We start from the raw sequence: 14670 nt of genomic DNA on the forward strand, positions 1-14670 counted from the left end.
TGACATGGCAATGCTAGAGGTTCATGACCTGGTGACCGAATTTCCCACCCGCAAGGGCGTGGTGCGCGCGGTCAACGGCGTCACATTCGATCTTGAACAGGGCGAGATCTTGGCCGTGGTGGGCGAGTCCGGATCGGGCAAGAGCGTCACGTCGCTCTCCATCATGGGCTTGCTGCAGAAGCCCGGACACATCGCCGGCGGCTCCATCACCTTCGACGGCAAGGACTTGCTCTCGCTGTCCGAGTCCGAGATGGAGCAGGTGCGCGGCGGCAACATCTCCATGATCTTCCAAGAGCCCATGACCAGCCTGAACCCGGTCTATCGCGTGGGCGACCAGATCGTCGAGGCCATCCAGGCGCACGAGCAGGTGGACAAGAAGGACGCATGGGCCCGCGCGGTCGAGATGCTGCGTTTGGTTGGCATCCCCAGCCCGGAGGAGCGCGCGCACGACTATCCGCACCAGATGTCCGGCGGTATGCGCCAGCGCGTCATGATCGCCATGGCGCTCTCATGCAACCCCAAGGTGCTGATTGCGGACGAGCCCACCACGGCGCTCGACGTGACCATTCAGGCGCAGATTCTGGAGCTCATCTACAAGCTGCGCAGCGAGTTCAATATGGCGGTCCTGCTCATCACCCACGACCTGGGCGTTGTGTCCGAGGTCGCCGATCGCGTTGTGGTCATGTATTGCGGCCAGGTGGTCGAGGAGGGCGAGAAGTTCGAGTTGTTTGAGCATCCGCTGCACCCCTATACCCTGGGCCTGCTGCGCTCGATTCCTCGTCTGGAAGAGCAAAACGCCGGTCGCCTGTACATGATCAAGGGCTCGGTCCCCAATCCGCTCAACATGCCGGCCGGCTGTCCGTTCTCCGATCGCTGCGAGCGCTGTACGGACCGCTGCCGCACCGAGGCCCCGCAGCTCAAGCTGCTGCCCGGTACCACGCGCAAGGTCCGCTGCCATCTGTATGAGGATGCGGATGAGATTGCCCGCGCCGTCGAGGCGACGGAGGCGGCGCATCGCGTGAAGGCAGAGCTCGAAGCGCAGGAGCGCGAGATTATCGACCAGGCCGCCCAAGCCGTTCGCCGTGGGTCCGCAGCACAAGAGGGGGTGCGCTAGGATGTCGCAGGATAATTCAAGGAACCTTATCGAGGTTCAGCACCTCACCAAGAGCTTTGTTGCCGATACGGACTTCTTTGGCCGTCCCACCTCGTTTGTGCAGGCTGTGGACGATGTCAGCTTTACCATTCGCCGTGGCGAGGCCTTTGGCCTGGTGGGCGAGTCTGGCTGCGGCAAGACCACCATCGGTAAGATGATCTGCGGTTTGCTCAAGCCCACCAGCGGACAGATTCTGTTCGAGGGGCGCGACATCACCGCGCTGGGGCAGCGCGATCGCCGTGCCATGTGCCGTGACATCCAGCTAGTGTTCCAGGACCCGTACGCGAGCCTCAATCCCCGCATGACCATTGGCAAGATCATCGCCGAGCCCATTCTCACCAACAAGATCCTGCCCAAAGATCAGGTGGACGAGCGCGTGGACGAGCTTCTCGAGTTGGTTGGCCTGGCGCCTTACATGAAGAATCGCTACCCGCACGAGTTCTCCGGCGGTCAGCGCCAGCGCGTGGGCATCGCCCGCGCACTTGCGCTCAATCCCAAGCTCATCGTGTGCGATGAGCCCGTATCCGCGCTCGATGTCTCTATCCAGGCGCAGGTGCTCAACCTGCTGGATGACCTCAAAGAGCAGTTGGGCTTAACGTACCTGTTCATCGCCCATGGCCTCAACGTGGTGAAGCACATCTCCGACCGCGTTGGCGTTATGTATTTGGGCCGCATGATGGAGATCGCTCCCAAGGAGAGCCTGTACACCGAGCCGCTGTGCCCTTATACCCAGGCCCTGCTCTCGGCGATTCCCAGCCCCGATCCCAAGCTGCAGCGTCGCCGCATCATCCTGGAAGGCGACGTGCCCAGCCCCATCGACCCGCCCGCGGGCTGCCGCTTCGCAAGTCGTTGCTTCGCCAAGATCGGCGCGTGCGACGTGAGCGCCCCCGAGCAGCGCGAGGTTCTGCCCGACCATATCTGCGCGTGCCGTCGCTACGATAACGTGGCGCCGGAGCTCGCGCGCGACCTGTCGCTGGAGATTCAGCGCGACGCCGCTCGTCCCAGCTATGGACGAGGAAGTGACCTTATCAACGACGACCCCGTGGTGACGCCCGAGGCGTGATGCCCGGGTGCCTCGCACCCATCTTTTGTAGCCAATTGGGCGGTCGGCCAAACGCCATCCTCGACCGTGCCGCCCTTCGCGCTAACGCCCGCTCAAGAGCGGCCAAATCGTCTGCGGTCTCCATGTCTTTCCGCAGATGACGTGGCCGCGCTTGAGCGGGTTTTTCAGGCTCGTCTGCGCGATTCCGTTCATGCGCCTGCCATATCGAACGATTGTGTAAGTTTGCAAGACCTTCATTTGTGGTAGAAGAGCAGAAGTGCGAAAAGTCCAAGCAGGAAGGTTGTTTCCATGAACGTGGAGCAGAAAGCTAATAACGCTGGCAAGGTCGCCATGGTGCTCGAGGGCGGTAGCTTCCGCTGCCAGTTCACCGCGGGCGTGTTGGATGTCTTCATGGAGAACGGCGTTGAGGTTTCAGCATGCTATGGCGTGTCTGCCGGCGCGCTTTCCGGACTCAACTACAAGTCTCGTCAGATTGGTCGAGCCAACCGAGTGAACCTGGCGTTTTGCAACGATAGCCGTTACATGGGGGCCAAGTCCTTTGCAACAAGCGGCAGCGTTGTGGGCTACGATTTCCTGCTCAACGACATTCAAGATCGCCTTGATCCCTTTGATAACGATGCGTTTGAGAAGAACCCCATGTCGTTGTATGCGGTAGCTACGGACGTGGTCTTTGGTACGCCGGCATATCTTCCGGTTGAAAACGCCGTGCTCGACGTGGATGCGCTGCGCGCCACAACGTCTTTGCCGCTCATGACGCAGCCCGTAGAGATGGGCGATGCCATTTATCTAGACGGCGGCGTCGCGGATTCCGTTCCCGTCGAGCATGCGCTCGAAGACGCGGGTTTCGATAGGGCGATTGTTGTCCTCACCCAGGACAGAACCTATAAAAAGGGCCCTTACGAGTTCCTTGCGGCGGCTCATGCCCGCTATGCTGCCTACCCATATCTTCTTGAGGCGCTTGAGAACCGCCACGAACGCTACAACGAGCAGCGTGAGCACATTTGGGAGTACGAGCGCCAAGGTAGGGCGCTGATCATCGCTCCTCCGCAGCCGGTCGAGGTGGGGCATATCGAGCATGATCCCGCTAAGTTGCTGGCTCTTTACATCCAAGGTCGCCAAGAAGGCAAGCGCAGGCTTGATGAGGTGCGCGCATTTATCTCTAAAGAGCGTTAACCTGCGAGATTTCTTCATAAGCATGGCCGTGCTAAAAACTGTGTGCCGCTTGTGCAGAAACTCTGCTAGACAACCGAAAATGCGTTGACTCAACCCCGTTACGCGGTATACTCGACAGGTTACTTTGCAGAGCCCCGTGAAACTCTGTTAAGACACGTATTGTACATGGAGGAGTCAAGTGATTCAGAAGTCGACTCACTACGCCAAGCAGGGCGAGGTTACCCGCAACTGGGTCCTCGTCGACGCCGAGGGCGCTGTCCTGGGCCGCCTTGCCACTCAGATCGCAGCTATTCTGCGCGGCAAGACCAAGCCTCAGTACACCCCTAACTCTGACTGCGGTGACTTTGTGGTTGTCATCAACGCCGATAAGGTCCAGCTTACCGGTAACAAGGCTGACACCAAGGTCTACTACCGTCACAGCGGCTACAATGGCGGCCTCAAGGCCGAGAGCTTCCGCCAGGCTATGGAGAAGCACCCGGAGCAGGTCATCGAGCGCGCCGTTCGCGGCATGCTCCCCAAGACCACCCTCGGCCGTCAGCAGCTGAAGAAGCTCAAGGTCTATGCAGGCGCCGAGCATCCGCACGCTGCCCAGAACCCCGTTAAGATCGAGCTGGAGGCTTAAAGATGGCTGAGAACACCGTTGTTTACTACGGCACCGGCCGTCGCAAGAACGCCGTGGCCCGTGTCCGCATCGTCCCTGGTACCGGTAAGGTTACCGTCAACAAGCGTGATGCCGCTGAGTATTTCGGCCGTCAGCAGCTTCTTGAGGGTGCCCTTGCTCCCTTCAAGGTGACCGATACCGCTGGCGCTTTCGACGTTATCGCTCTGTGCGATGGCGGCGGCATCTCCGGTCAGGCTGGCGCTCTGCGCCTCGGCATCGCTCGCGCTCTTCTGAACGCTGGCGACTACCGTGCTGACCTCAAGCGCGCTGGTTTCCTCACCCGCGATTCTCGCGTGGTCGAGCGCAAGAAGTACGGCCTGAAGAAGGCCCGTCGCGCTCCGCAGTTCTCCAAGCGCTAATCTTTCCTTATTGGAAGATACGTATGGACGGGATCTACCGATTTATCGGTGGATCCCGTTTTTTCTATTTTTGATGCTATTGAGCTGCTTGTGTCGCATAAGCGGAGATGGGTGGCTTTGGAATGGAATAGCCATCACGCGAACGGTATCAAATAATCGGCGTATGCTATCTCGCACGTTCCCAATGATGTACCATAAATATATCTGCCAGTACGGTCTCTGCACGGGTGATCGAGGGAGAAGAATGTTCAGTAGCCTATTCAAGTCATTTGGCCTGTCGGGGCGAAGCATTGTACTGCGTGCGCCGCTTGAGGGAGATGTCATCCCTCTTTCCGAGGTGAACGATGAGACGTTTGCCGCGGGATACCTTGGTCAAGGTGTTGCCATTAGGCCGACAGGTGATCGCGTGATCGCTCCGACCGCCGTCAAAATCGAAGCGATTTTCCCTACTGGTCATGCGGTGGCATTCCGAACCGTAGATGGCTTGGACGTGCTTATACACGTTGGTTTGGAAACGTATAACCTCGAGGGCCGTCATTTTAAAGTTCATGCGGCTCCCGGTGATATGGTCACGGCTGGTGAGACGCTCATCGAATTCGATCGACAGGCTATTGTCAACGAGGGTTATGATATTACGGTCCCCGTTCTCATCAGGAACGCGGTTGAGTTTGCAAGTATTAAAGGTGATGTGGGAGACCACGTTACCGAACTTGACCAGCTGATTGTCGCTAAAAGTCGATAGGAAGCCGGTCAAAGAAAGGGGTCACGCATGATCAGGATCGTTCGGGTTCGCGACTATGAGGATATGAGCCGCCAGGTTGCCAATATCATCTCTGCGCAGATTATTCTCAAGCCTAATTGCGTTCTTGGCCTGGCTACCGGCTCTACTCCCATTGGTGCGTACCAGCAGCTTGTCGAGTGGTACAAGAAGGGCGACGTTGACTTCTCCCAGGTGAGCAGCTATAACTTGGACGAGTATCGCGGTCTCAACGGTGATGACCCCCAGAGCTACCGTTATTTCATGAACGAGAACCTGTTCAATCACGTGAACATCAATATCGAGAACACCCATGTGCCCGATGGCTCCAATCCCGATGCTGATGCCACTTGCGCCGAGTACGATGCCATGGTTGCGGCTGCGGGCTACCAGGATCTTCAGCTTTTGGGCATTGGCAACAACGGTCACATTGGCTTCAACGAGCCCGACGATCACTTCTCCTACGGCACTCATTGCGTCGACCTTACCGAGAGCACGATCGAGGCCAACAGCCGCCTTTTCGATAAGATCGAGGATGTCCCGCGTCAGGCCTATACCATGGGTACCCACACCATCATGAGCGCTCGTGCCATCGTGGTCGCCGCTAACGGTGAGAAGAAGGCCCAGGCCGTTCATGATATGGTTTATGGACCCATTACCCCCAGCTGCCCCGCTTCCATTCTCCAGCTGCATTCCAACGTTATCCTGGTCGCTGACGAGGCCGCCCTTTCTCTGTGCAAGTAGGTCCTCTAGTCGCATAGCGTCTGGGTTGAGCTTGTTTTCACGACCTTCATAAAGACCATGAAGCGTCCTCACCGTTTCGGTGGGGGCGCTTCTTTTTTCACCATACATGGGAAATGTCGGGTCGATATTACCGTTTTATTGACAAAAACATCGCGCCTTTGAAAATTAAGCATCTTGCGGTCGCGGTGAATGGGAAAAAAGATGCAAGCGGAATATCAAAATCGAAACAATATAAGCGTAAAGCACTAACATTTACTGATGGTATGGCAGGAAATGGTGCACGTATCGCGCGGAGGGGGCGCTGTGCGGCATGCGGGGTTCTTACAAAGATAGCTCTCGAATCTTACTGTCTATTGAAAGTGAGAAATTTCCAAACGCGGCTGACGCGCGCTGGGCCATACCCTTACATCAAGGAGCGCATGGAGGGAGATAAAATGGGAACCAGCGCAGAGACGGTCGGGGATTCAGTGCAGACGGTTGACGAGCAAGCAATTCAAGTTCAATCAGCGCATAAGGCAGATGCGGGGCTGCCTCAACAAAAAAGGGTGGCTATGGTACCGCGCGAACAGCTTATGAGGTCCATTTCCGCCATGGGTCGAGACGCGGGGATTGTGTTGGTGCAGGCTCCTGCTGGATTTGGAAAAACGTCGCTGCTATTGCTGTATAGCGCTTGGGTCAAAGAAGATCCTCAACGTGGACAGGCGCGGCTTATCGATGCGTCGCGCCGCGAGATCAAAGGCGTAATCGAGTTCTTGGACGATGCGGCTCACGAATCAATTGCCGCGGTCCGACCGTTGCTGGGTTTGGACAACGTGTCGGTGAAGAACAAGGACGAGGCGCAAGAGCTTGCTTCGGCAGTGCGAGCTTGCCGTGAAGCGGGGTGTGAAATCGTGCTTGTTTGCGAGCCTGGCCAGGCCGAGCTGGTTACCGCTTTGGGCGACTCCGCCAAGGTGGGGGCAAGGCAGCTGTGTGTGCAGCCGCAGGAATATGCGACGTGGATAAAGACGCTGATGATCGATAGCACGCTCGATGCTTATCGCCTGACGGCTGGAATACCGTCGCTGGTCTCCGCCCTTCAGACGATCGCGGGAGAAAAAAGATCTTCTGAACTGCTCGAGCGTGAAGTGGAGCGGGTTGTGGGTTCCGTATTGAAGGCTTTGAGCGGCAGGAGAGATTCCCTGTACCAGACGATATGCCTGCTGTTGCTTTTGGGGTCTGGGTCATTGCGCGAGATTCGACGCGGGGGATGCCGCGTTCAATCGCGCCAAATGCAGCGGCTTATGCATGACTATCCGATTGTGGTATATGCGCCGGATACAGAAGAGTTCAGCTGCCTTGGAGAGCGTGATGCGGCTTTGGGCAGGTTGCGAGCGGCGATCGCGCGTCGACATCCAGAGTATGTTGAGAGGGCGGTTCGCATTCTTTTGCGCGTGGATCGCGTGGACGATGCCGTGCGGCTTATGGAGTCATTTATGGATGTCGCTCGGCGCGTGGAAGCTATTGCCAGCAGGCCGATGGCGTTCGCATTCGCGGGACATGCCTCGTTTGTGCGCTCGGCTATGGTGGAGGCTGGTGAGGAAGCGTGTTGTCGCGCCGGCTTGGGGCTCGTGCTCGCCAGTTGGGCATGCGCGCTCATAACCGGGGAATATCGTACGGCGAGAAATGCGGCGGATCGATTAGCGCGCGAGGCGATGAGAATCAGTCGAGAGGTCGATGCGGATGAATGGGATAGGGCACTCGCATTCAACGAATACTGGGGTGGGGGAGCAGGCACGGCATTACCGGTTTTATCAAAAGAGATGCAAAAGCGTGCGACATACGGTGCTGCCGTGCAGCTACGTCGCGCTCGTCATATTACGCGGTCGCTGATAGAACGGGGACGAGTGCCCGTTGGCGAGCATCGGGAACATGAGGCAACGTGTCCAAATGCACTTGACGTCCCATCGATGCTGCTGGAGATGGCATTCGATCTGGGCCAGATAATGTGTGACGGGCCGAGCGTTCAAGGTGAAGTCGATGCCCGCTTGCAGGATGAGATAGCAAGGGCGAGCGAAAAGAGATTGGAGGCGGTGGTAAACCGTCTTCGCGCCGTTGCGGCGATGGGGCGCCTTATGGCAGGTAGACCGGTGGTAGATGAGCGCGCGTTTGTAGATGCGGAGAGAACGTCGCTGCGCGAGTCGGACCATACGGCACAGCTGTTTTGCACCGTGGCACAGGGTTGGATGGACTTCTCTATGGGGCAGCAACTCAATGCGAGTTTTAGAGCCCAGCAAGCGGGCAAGACCGCTCCAGATGACCTTGCGTTTGTGCGCGCCTGGGCCAAGCTGCTTGAATGCGCCACACGTTTGCGGTCCACATCGAGGATGATCATTTCCCAAGAAGCAGACTTGCTCGACTTATCCGCAGAGACGGACGATGCCGCGGATGCATGGACTACGACGCTGCTGCTATCTGCCGCGCACCATGATGCCGAGCTTTCAGCTTGGTTCTCCATGCATCGCGACATATTGCTGGCGAAATGGTTGAGGCCGCAGGTTAGATTGGCTATGTTTCATCTGGGCGAGATGTCCGCCGCGGTGCGGCGGCTTGTGCCTCCCTCTATGGTGGATAAGTTTCAGCTGGGAGATGCCGCGGTGCGCAATGCCGAGCTTGAAGTGCTGGATGCCGTGCTGGAGCCCCAGATAGGTCAGATTTCTATCAGGCTCTTTGGCGGGCTCAGGGTGGAGCGAAACGGCCATGTGTTGACGGGGCATGATTGGAAGCGCAAGCGGGCGAGCGTGCTGGCGGCACGTTTGGCGCTGGTGCTGGGATCGTATATCGGTAGGGGTCAGCTCATAGATGAAATGTGGCCCAACTCAACATACAAGCGCGCCCGCCAGAATCTCTACGGGGCGATCACGGCCTTGATTCAAGCGCTGGGACAACAGCAAGATGGCGTCCAATACGTAATCAAGCAGGGTAAAAGCATCGGTCTCAATGCGGAATTCGTAACAACGGACCTCATGCAGTTCGACATACTGGCACGCCAGGTTCTTCTCAAGCGCACGGGTATGACCAACAGACAACTTATCGATGCGTGCCTCAAAATGGAGCAGATCTACACCGGTGCGCTATACGTTCCGGACTCCGGTGATGTCACCTGTTTTGTCAGGCTGAGGCGCTCCTACCAATCTAAATTTATCGACTGCATGGTGCGCGGTATTGATTTGTCGATAGAGGAGAACGATTTGCCATCGGCAACGTGGCTTGTGGAGGCTGCCCTTAAACACGAGCCAACGCGCGAGGACGTGGTGCGGCACGCTATGACGGTTTACAACCTCAACGGCAGGAAGCGCGAGGTGGTCGAACTGTATGGCAGCCACCTGTATTACCTTCATCACGAGCTGCATATGGAGCCCGAAGACGAGACGCGCCTCCTGTATGAGAACATCATGGGTGAGAAGAGGGTGAACGAGTTGCTCTAGACCAGCTTGATCTTCTCGATATCATCGCGGCTGCTCTCGCGGTACAGCGAGAAGCGATGGCCAATGACTTGGACCACATCGGCGTTGGTGCGCTCGGCGAGCATATCGGCGGCCTCACGGGCTTCAAGGTCGCTGCCGTCCTGCACCGCGCACTTGATGAGCTCGCGGTTTTCAAGAGCGGCCTCGGTCTCCTTGACTAGAGCGTCGGTGATGTCGAATTTGCCAATATGGATGATGGGATTGAGGTGATGGGCGAGGCTGCGGAGCTGACGAACCTGCTTGCCGGTAAGTGCCATGTGGATCTGCTCGCTTTCTGAGCTGGTGGTTGATGCTGGAATACCACATTATCGCAGCATGAAAGGGCAAAAGGGCGAGGTGGTTGAGTTCGCAAAGAAATCGCAAGCATATATAGTGGTGGAATTAAGTAATTAACACAACATGTTGATACCGCGGTCGCGCACCGTTTGTATTGCCGCGCGCGACCGTTCACCCGTCGGCCATTGTCCCTGTGCCCTCGATTGGGTACACAAGCCCTTACCGGCCTTACACGGGTCGCGATTACGGGAGAATGAGGGTTGGGTGAGATCATGGCTACCACTATGGATGAGTTGATCACGCGACGTTTTACCGGTGCGCTCAACGACCCCGCCTATGCGGGTAAAACTGTGTACGACTTGTTCGAATGGTCCAAGCGCGACGTGCACCTCACGGATTACAAAACGGGCCGCGTGCTGTGCGATATGCAAGACCTGGAGTTTCCCTCGTCCTATTCTCAAAACGCGGTCGACATCATTGCTTCAAAGTATTTCCGCCGCGCCGGCGTCCCGGTGACCGGGCATGAGGTGTCTATGCGGCAGGTCGCCCATCGCATGGTCGATTTCTGGGTTGCCGCGTTGGTGGACGAGGGCATGGTCAAGGAGGGCGAGCAGGCGCAGATAGTCTATGACGAGCTTGTTTACATGATCTTGGATCAGCGGTTCGCCCCAAATTCTCCCCAGTGGTTCAACACGGGCCTCAAGCGCGCCTACGGTATCGCGGGTGAGTCGCAAGGTATGTATTACGTGGACGAGGATTCGGGCGAAGTGGTCGAATCTCTCGATAACTATAGCCGTACGCAGGCAAGCGCATGCTTCATTCTCTCCATACAGGATAAGCTGCTGGGCGAGCACTCGATCTCAGAAGAATACGTGACGGAGACCAAGCTCTTCCGTGGCGGTTCGGGTACTGGGTCAAACTTCTCCGCGCTTCGAGGGGAGGGGGAGCGCCTTTCGGGCGGCGGCGTATCCAGCGGAGTCATGAGCTTTCTACGTGGATTCGACCGCAATGCGGATGCAATCAAAAGCGGAGGCACCACGCGCCGTGCCGCCAAGATGGTCTGCCTGGATATTGACCATCCGGACGTGGAGAGCTTCATAACCTGGAAGGCCCGTGAGGAGGATAAGGCGCTGGCCCTCATCAAAATGGGGTACGACGGCGACATCAACGGCGAGGCGTATTCCACGGTCTCCGGTCAAAACTCTAATAACTCCCTGCGCATCGATAACGCGTTTATGCAGAAGGTCGCCCTGCTCGATCAAGATCCAGAGGCAACGTACCAGCTTAAGGGTCGCGTGGACCGTTCGGCGGACCGCGAGGTCTCGGTGGCGCATATCTGGGATGTGTTCAACCAGTCGGCATGGCGTTGCGCCGATCCCGCTCCGCAGTTCGATGACACGTTTAACGATTGGCACACCTGCCCTGCGGGCGAGGACGGTGTTGTGGGCGCTGCGTATAACCGGCTCAACTCCACCAACCCTTGTGGCGAGTACGCATTTTTGGACGATTCCAGCTGCAATCTGGGCTCCATCAACGTCTACCGTTTTTATGACCTGGCCACGGGGGCGTTCGATATCGATGGGTTTGTGCATGCGGTCAACATGGCTCAGCTAGCGCTCGAGGCTTCTATTGCCTGGGGCCAGTTCCCCACGCGGGATATCGCCCGTAAAACCTATCGATTCCGCGCAACCGGTTTGGGTATCTCAAATTTGGCGAGCTTGCTTATGGCCAAGGGTTTGCCCTATGATTCGCCGCGCGCCCGGGCCCTCTCCGCCGCCCTTGTTGGCGTTATGACCGGGCAAAGCTACACGGCCTCCGCGATAATGGCCCGTACTACGGAGCCCTTTGTATGCTATGAGATTAACAAGCGCCATATGGCACGCGTCATCCGAAACCATGCCCGCGTCGCGGGCGCGCGCGACGACGCCTTCGAGGGGCTCGGTATAGAGCCCGCGCGCATCGATTTCGACCTCCTTCTTGATATGGGTGAGGACTATCTTGCGAACAAACTGGTAGAGAGTTGGACCTATGCCGAGGAACTGGGCGGGCGCTACGGCTATCGCAATGCGCAGGTGAGCGTGTTGGCTCCTACGGGCACCATCAGCTTCGCCATGGATTGCGCCGCAACGTCGATAGAGCCGTTCTTCAGCCACATGGCGTACAAGAAGCTTTTTGGCGGCGGGTTCATGACCATCGCCAATCCAGTGATCGCAGACGCCCTCGCGCGTTTGGGGTACACGTCCGCGCAAGTGGACGATATTTTGTCATACGTGCAAGCGCTCGATGAGGCGGGCATGGTCAAGGATGGAAAGGTCGAGGGAGCGCCCCATCTCAAGCCCGAGCACCTGCCCATTTTTGATACCGCCAACGTGTGCGGCACGGGGACGCGGTTCATCGCGCCGCAGGGACACGTGCTGATGGTCGCCGCCCTTACCCCACTGGTTTCCGGCGCCATATCAAAGACGGTGAACCTGCCGGCTTCCGCTACGGTGCAAGACTTCAAAGACGTAGTCATGCTGGCGTGGCAGACGGGATGCAAGGGTATCACCCTGTATCGAGATGGCTCCAAAAACGCCCAGCCGCTCAACACCAGGCTTGAAGACCAAGGGGCGGGCAAGTTGGAGGACCTTGGCTATCAGGCGCTGTTACAGCACGCGCGCGAAGCAACCGCCGAGCTTGAGGAGCTCCGCTCTCAAGGGCAGAGCCGGGCGCACCGCACGCGCGTGGTGGGCATACGCTCCGGTCGCACGCATCTGGCCCAAGTGGACGGCGTCAAGATCTACACCACGGTGAATCGCGACGCGGCGGGAAAGATATCCGAGGTGTTCGTCACCACGGACCGCGAGGGCACCACCATCATGGGGCTGCTCAACTCGCTATCGAAAACCATTTCGGTGATGCTGCAGTATGACATTCCGCCGCAGAGCATCTCCAAGATGTTGCGTGGCCAGAAATACGAGCCATATGGTTTTGTCCAGAGTCATCCCAACATCAAGTACGTAACGTCCATCTCCGACCTCATCTCAAAGATCATCGATATCGAGTTGGGTGACTACACGCGCGTTCAAGTTAAGCCGGCGGGCGTCTGCGTGCCCGCGGGGTTAAGCGAGGAGGACGAGGTCGCCACCGTTGCTACGGCGAGTGCGGCATCTGGTGCAGAGGATGAGCTGGAGCCGGTGGTGACGCCCGAGGCCATGGAGCATCTGCGCGAGGAGAAAGAGGACGAGCTGCGCGAAGAGGTGGGCTCGGTCGATATGGGCGATTTTTACACCTCTGCCTTTGTGAACGAACGGGCGCGCGAGGCGGCCCAGCATGGCGAGCGGCTCTATGACGACAGCAGCTGTCCTATGTGCGGCAGCTCGCGCATGGTGCAAAACGGCACGTGCAAGGTGTGCCTTGATTGCGGTACCACAACGGGCTGCAGCTGATTGGGATGAGAACGCTTGCCAACGCGCTAGTCTTGGTGCGCGGGCTCGGACGGGTTCCAAGAGATGAATGCCCAGTGGACCATGCGCACGTGGTCTAACGTGTAGCGTCCCTGCGGTTTGCCTTTTGAGCCGGGCTGCCCTGCCTGCGGGTTCTCTATCATATGGGCGGCGATGTAGGAGCGAAGCTCATCGAGTTTGTCCTCGTTGCCGCCTTCGAGCATGCGAGCAAAGTCGGCAACGCCCTCATCCAGAGAATCAAAGGTGTCGCGTCGCGGCGAATGGATGTAGGAGACCTCGGGGAGCCTTCCCATGCCAATCAGGATATTGAAGGCGTAGACAAAGTCATGGCTGCGCGTGACGCTTGCGCCTATCGCGTTCATAACGTGTTCGTCGTAGCGTGGGCTGGCGTTTGCAACCAGGGTGATACAGCAGCGCCTGCGTGCCGTGCTGTCAAGTTTTACCAGCGAGCTCTCAAGGTCCGCGGTGGCAATCGATCGGCTTGCGAGGGCGACGTCCACGCTCTTGGGCCTCATGCCGGCCTCATCCCAGTCCTCGTCCCATGCAAGCAGTTTGGTGTCGACAAGCTGATCAACTTGGAAGTGTTGAGCGCCTTCTCGTACAACATCGAGCATGGGCTTTGAGAAATCGCAGGCGAGCACGGAGCAACCCTGTCGGGCGAGCGGGATGGCTAGAGAGCCGCCTCCGCAGCCCATATCGAGCACGCTCTCGCCATGGTGTATGTCTGCGAGCTTTAGGAAGTCGCGTGCGTATGGGTGAGTCTCGCGCGGTTTGAAGTGCTTGGCGCGCTTATCCCAAAATGATGGATCGTCGGCGGAGCGGCGATCGGCCTGCAACGCCTTCCATTCCTGGTTCCAATCGGTGGAAAGCAGGGCCGATCGCGGATTGCGCATGATTCCTCCCGGGAGTTGTAAGCGGGCGCTATTACTTGCATTGGGCTCAATTATGCCACGGGAAAAACGGGATGCTCGACCATCGATTTCCGTGCGGACCTTTGGCTTGAGTACTGAAGGCGATGCGAGACGATATGAGTTGAACATTGGGAGCCCCTCCCCTTGCAGCTCTATCGTGGGTCGGGCGACAATGGTCGTAGCGCCAACCGTGGCCGCGCGCCACATGCGACGGAGAGGGGCCCGCCATGTCCAATTATGTCACAGCCATCGGTCTCGACGTCCACGCGAGGAGCATCTCCGCATGCGCCTTCGACCCCATGACCGGCGAGGTGTCCCGCGCAAGGTTCGGATACGACCCCGCGTCGGTCGCCGAGTGGGCACTGGGGTTCGAGTCGCCCAAGGCGGTGTACGAGAGCGGCCCGACCGGCTTCCACCTCTGCCGCGCCCTGAGGGCGCTCGGCGTCGACTGCGCCGTAGGCGCCGTCTCCAAGATGCACCGGCCGGCCGCCGACCGCGGGCGCAAGAACGACCGGCGCGACGCCGAGTGGCTCGCCAGGCTCCTCGCCTGCCGCAACGTCGTCGAGGTGTGGGTGCCCGACGAGCGCACCGAGGCCGCCCGCGACCTCTCCCGCGCCCTGGAGG

General features: G+C 58.4%; 12 protein-coding genes. 10 read left to right on the forward strand and 2 right to left on the reverse strand.

Annotated features, from left to right (window positions below; genetic code table 11):
* Nucleotides 1-4 precede the first annotated feature (4 nt).
* The 8 genes from HMPREF9452_RS06230 to HMPREF9452_RS06265 all read left to right on the forward strand — a co-directional run bounded on the left by HMPREF9452_RS06230 (nucleotide 5) and on the right by HMPREF9452_RS06265 (nucleotide 9374).
* A complete protein-coding gene (locus HMPREF9452_RS06230) occupies nucleotides 5-1114 on the forward strand; it encodes an ABC transporter ATP-binding protein (RefSeq protein ID WP_009141280.1) in 1110 nt (369 codons plus the stop codon).
* A gap of 1 nt (nucleotide 1115) precedes the next feature.
* Nucleotides 1116-2216 carry an ABC transporter ATP-binding protein gene (locus tag HMPREF9452_RS06235; protein WP_009141281.1) on the forward strand — a complete coding sequence of 367 codons (1101 nt, stop codon included), beginning with the start codon at nucleotides 1116-1118 and terminating at the stop codon, nucleotides 2214-2216.
* A 288-nt stretch (nucleotides 2217-2504) separates the two neighbouring features.
* Complete coding sequence (locus tag HMPREF9452_RS06240) at nucleotides 2505-3389, forward strand: patatin-like phospholipase family protein (RefSeq protein WP_009141282.1); 885 nt, start codon at nucleotides 2505-2507, stop codon at nucleotides 3387-3389.
* Between the two features lie 178 nt (nucleotides 3390-3567).
* Entirely contained in the window at nucleotides 3568-4011 is a 444-nt protein-coding gene (gene rplM, locus HMPREF9452_RS06245) for a 50S ribosomal protein L13 (RefSeq protein WP_009141283.1), read from the forward strand.
* Between the two features lie 2 nt (nucleotides 4012-4013).
* Nucleotides 4014-4409: a 30S ribosomal protein S9 gene (gene rpsI / locus HMPREF9452_RS06250; RefSeq protein ID WP_009141284.1), complete on the forward strand. Its 396-nt coding sequence runs from the start codon at nucleotides 4014-4016 to the stop codon at nucleotides 4407-4409.
* 244 nt (nucleotides 4410-4653) lie between these two features.
* Nucleotides 4654-5151 carry a PTS sugar transporter subunit IIA gene (locus HMPREF9452_RS06255; RefSeq protein WP_009141285.1) on the forward strand — a complete coding sequence of 166 codons (498 nt, stop codon included), beginning with the start codon at nucleotides 4654-4656 and terminating at the stop codon, nucleotides 5149-5151.
* 27 nt (nucleotides 5152-5178) lie between these two features.
* A complete protein-coding gene (nagB, locus tag HMPREF9452_RS06260; protein WP_009141286.1) occupies nucleotides 5179-5910 on the forward strand; it encodes a glucosamine-6-phosphate deaminase in 732 nt (243 codons plus the stop codon).
* Nucleotides 5911-6023: 113 nt separating this feature from the next.
* Nucleotides 6024-9374: a BTAD domain-containing putative transcriptional regulator gene (locus tag HMPREF9452_RS06265; protein WP_083821792.1), complete on the forward strand. Its 3351-nt coding sequence runs from the start codon at nucleotides 6024-6026 to the stop codon at nucleotides 9372-9374.
* Here HMPREF9452_RS06265 and yhbY read toward each other — a convergent pair.
* Nucleotides 9371-9670, reverse strand: a complete 300-nt coding sequence (gene yhbY, locus HMPREF9452_RS06270) for a ribosome assembly RNA-binding protein YhbY (protein ID WP_009141288.1) — start codon at nucleotides 9668-9670, stop codon at nucleotides 9371-9373. The genes HMPREF9452_RS06265 and yhbY overlap by 4 nt on opposite strands.
* Before the next feature lie 291 nt (nucleotides 9671-9961).
* On the opposite strand from yhbY, the gene HMPREF9452_RS06275 reads away from it, so the two are divergent.
* Nucleotides 9962-13117, forward strand: coding sequence for a vitamin B12-dependent ribonucleotide reductase (locus HMPREF9452_RS06275; protein WP_009141289.1), 3156 nt, complete (start codon nucleotides 9962-9964; stop codon nucleotides 13115-13117).
* A gap of 26 nt (nucleotides 13118-13143) precedes the next feature.
* Here the strand turns inward: HMPREF9452_RS06275 and HMPREF9452_RS06280 are convergent, their stop codons facing one another.
* Complete coding sequence (locus tag HMPREF9452_RS06280) at nucleotides 13144-14028, reverse strand: class I SAM-dependent methyltransferase (protein ID WP_009141290.1); 885 nt, start codon at nucleotides 14026-14028, stop codon at nucleotides 13144-13146.
* Nucleotides 14029-14273: 245 nt separating this feature from the next.
* Here HMPREF9452_RS06280 and HMPREF9452_RS06285 point away from each other — a divergent pair.
* Nucleotides 14274-14670, forward strand: a 397-nt coding sequence (locus tag HMPREF9452_RS06285) for an IS110 family transposase (protein WP_009141291.1), incomplete at its 3' end; no start/stop codon positions are given.

The organism is Collinsella tanakaei YIT 12063 (genome assembly GCF_000225705.1).
GTDB lineage: Bacteria > Actinomycetota > Coriobacteriia > Coriobacteriales > Coriobacteriaceae > Collinsella > Collinsella tanakaei.

What these genes read in the sequence shown, in the direction of transcription:
- HMPREF9452_RS06255 (WP_009141285.1), top strand. Translation starts at nt 4,654, where the DNA reads ATGTTCAGTAGCCTATTCAAGTCATTTGGCCTGTCGGGGCGAAGCATT.
- HMPREF9452_RS06280 (WP_009141290.1), bottom strand. Translation starts at nt 14,028, where the DNA reads ATGCGCAATCCGCGATCGGCCCTGCTTTCCACCGATTGGAACCAGGAA.
- HMPREF9452_RS06265 (WP_083821792.1), top strand. Translation starts at nt 6,024, where the DNA reads ATGTCGGGTCGATATTACCGTTTTATTGACAAAAACATCGCGCCTTTG.
- HMPREF9452_RS06230 (WP_009141280.1), top strand. Translation starts at nt 5, where the DNA reads ATGGCAATGCTAGAGGTTCATGACCTGGTGACCGAATTTCCCACCCGC.
- nagB (WP_009141286.1), top strand. Translation starts at nt 5,179, where the DNA reads ATGATCAGGATCGTTCGGGTTCGCGACTATGAGGATATGAGCCGCCAG.
- rpsI (WP_009141284.1), top strand. Translation starts at nt 4,014, where the DNA reads ATGGCTGAGAACACCGTTGTTTACTACGGCACCGGCCGTCGCAAGAAC.
- yhbY (WP_009141288.1), bottom strand. Translation starts at nt 9,670, where the DNA reads ATGGCACTTACCGGCAAGCAGGTTCGTCAGCTCCGCAGCCTCGCCCAT.
- HMPREF9452_RS06235 (WP_009141281.1), top strand. Translation starts at nt 1,116, where the DNA reads ATGTCGCAGGATAATTCAAGGAACCTTATCGAGGTTCAGCACCTCACC.
- HMPREF9452_RS06275 (WP_009141289.1), top strand. Translation starts at nt 9,962, where the DNA reads ATGGCTACCACTATGGATGAGTTGATCACGCGACGTTTTACCGGTGCG.
- HMPREF9452_RS06240 (WP_009141282.1), top strand. Translation starts at nt 2,505, where the DNA reads ATGAACGTGGAGCAGAAAGCTAATAACGCTGGCAAGGTCGCCATGGTG.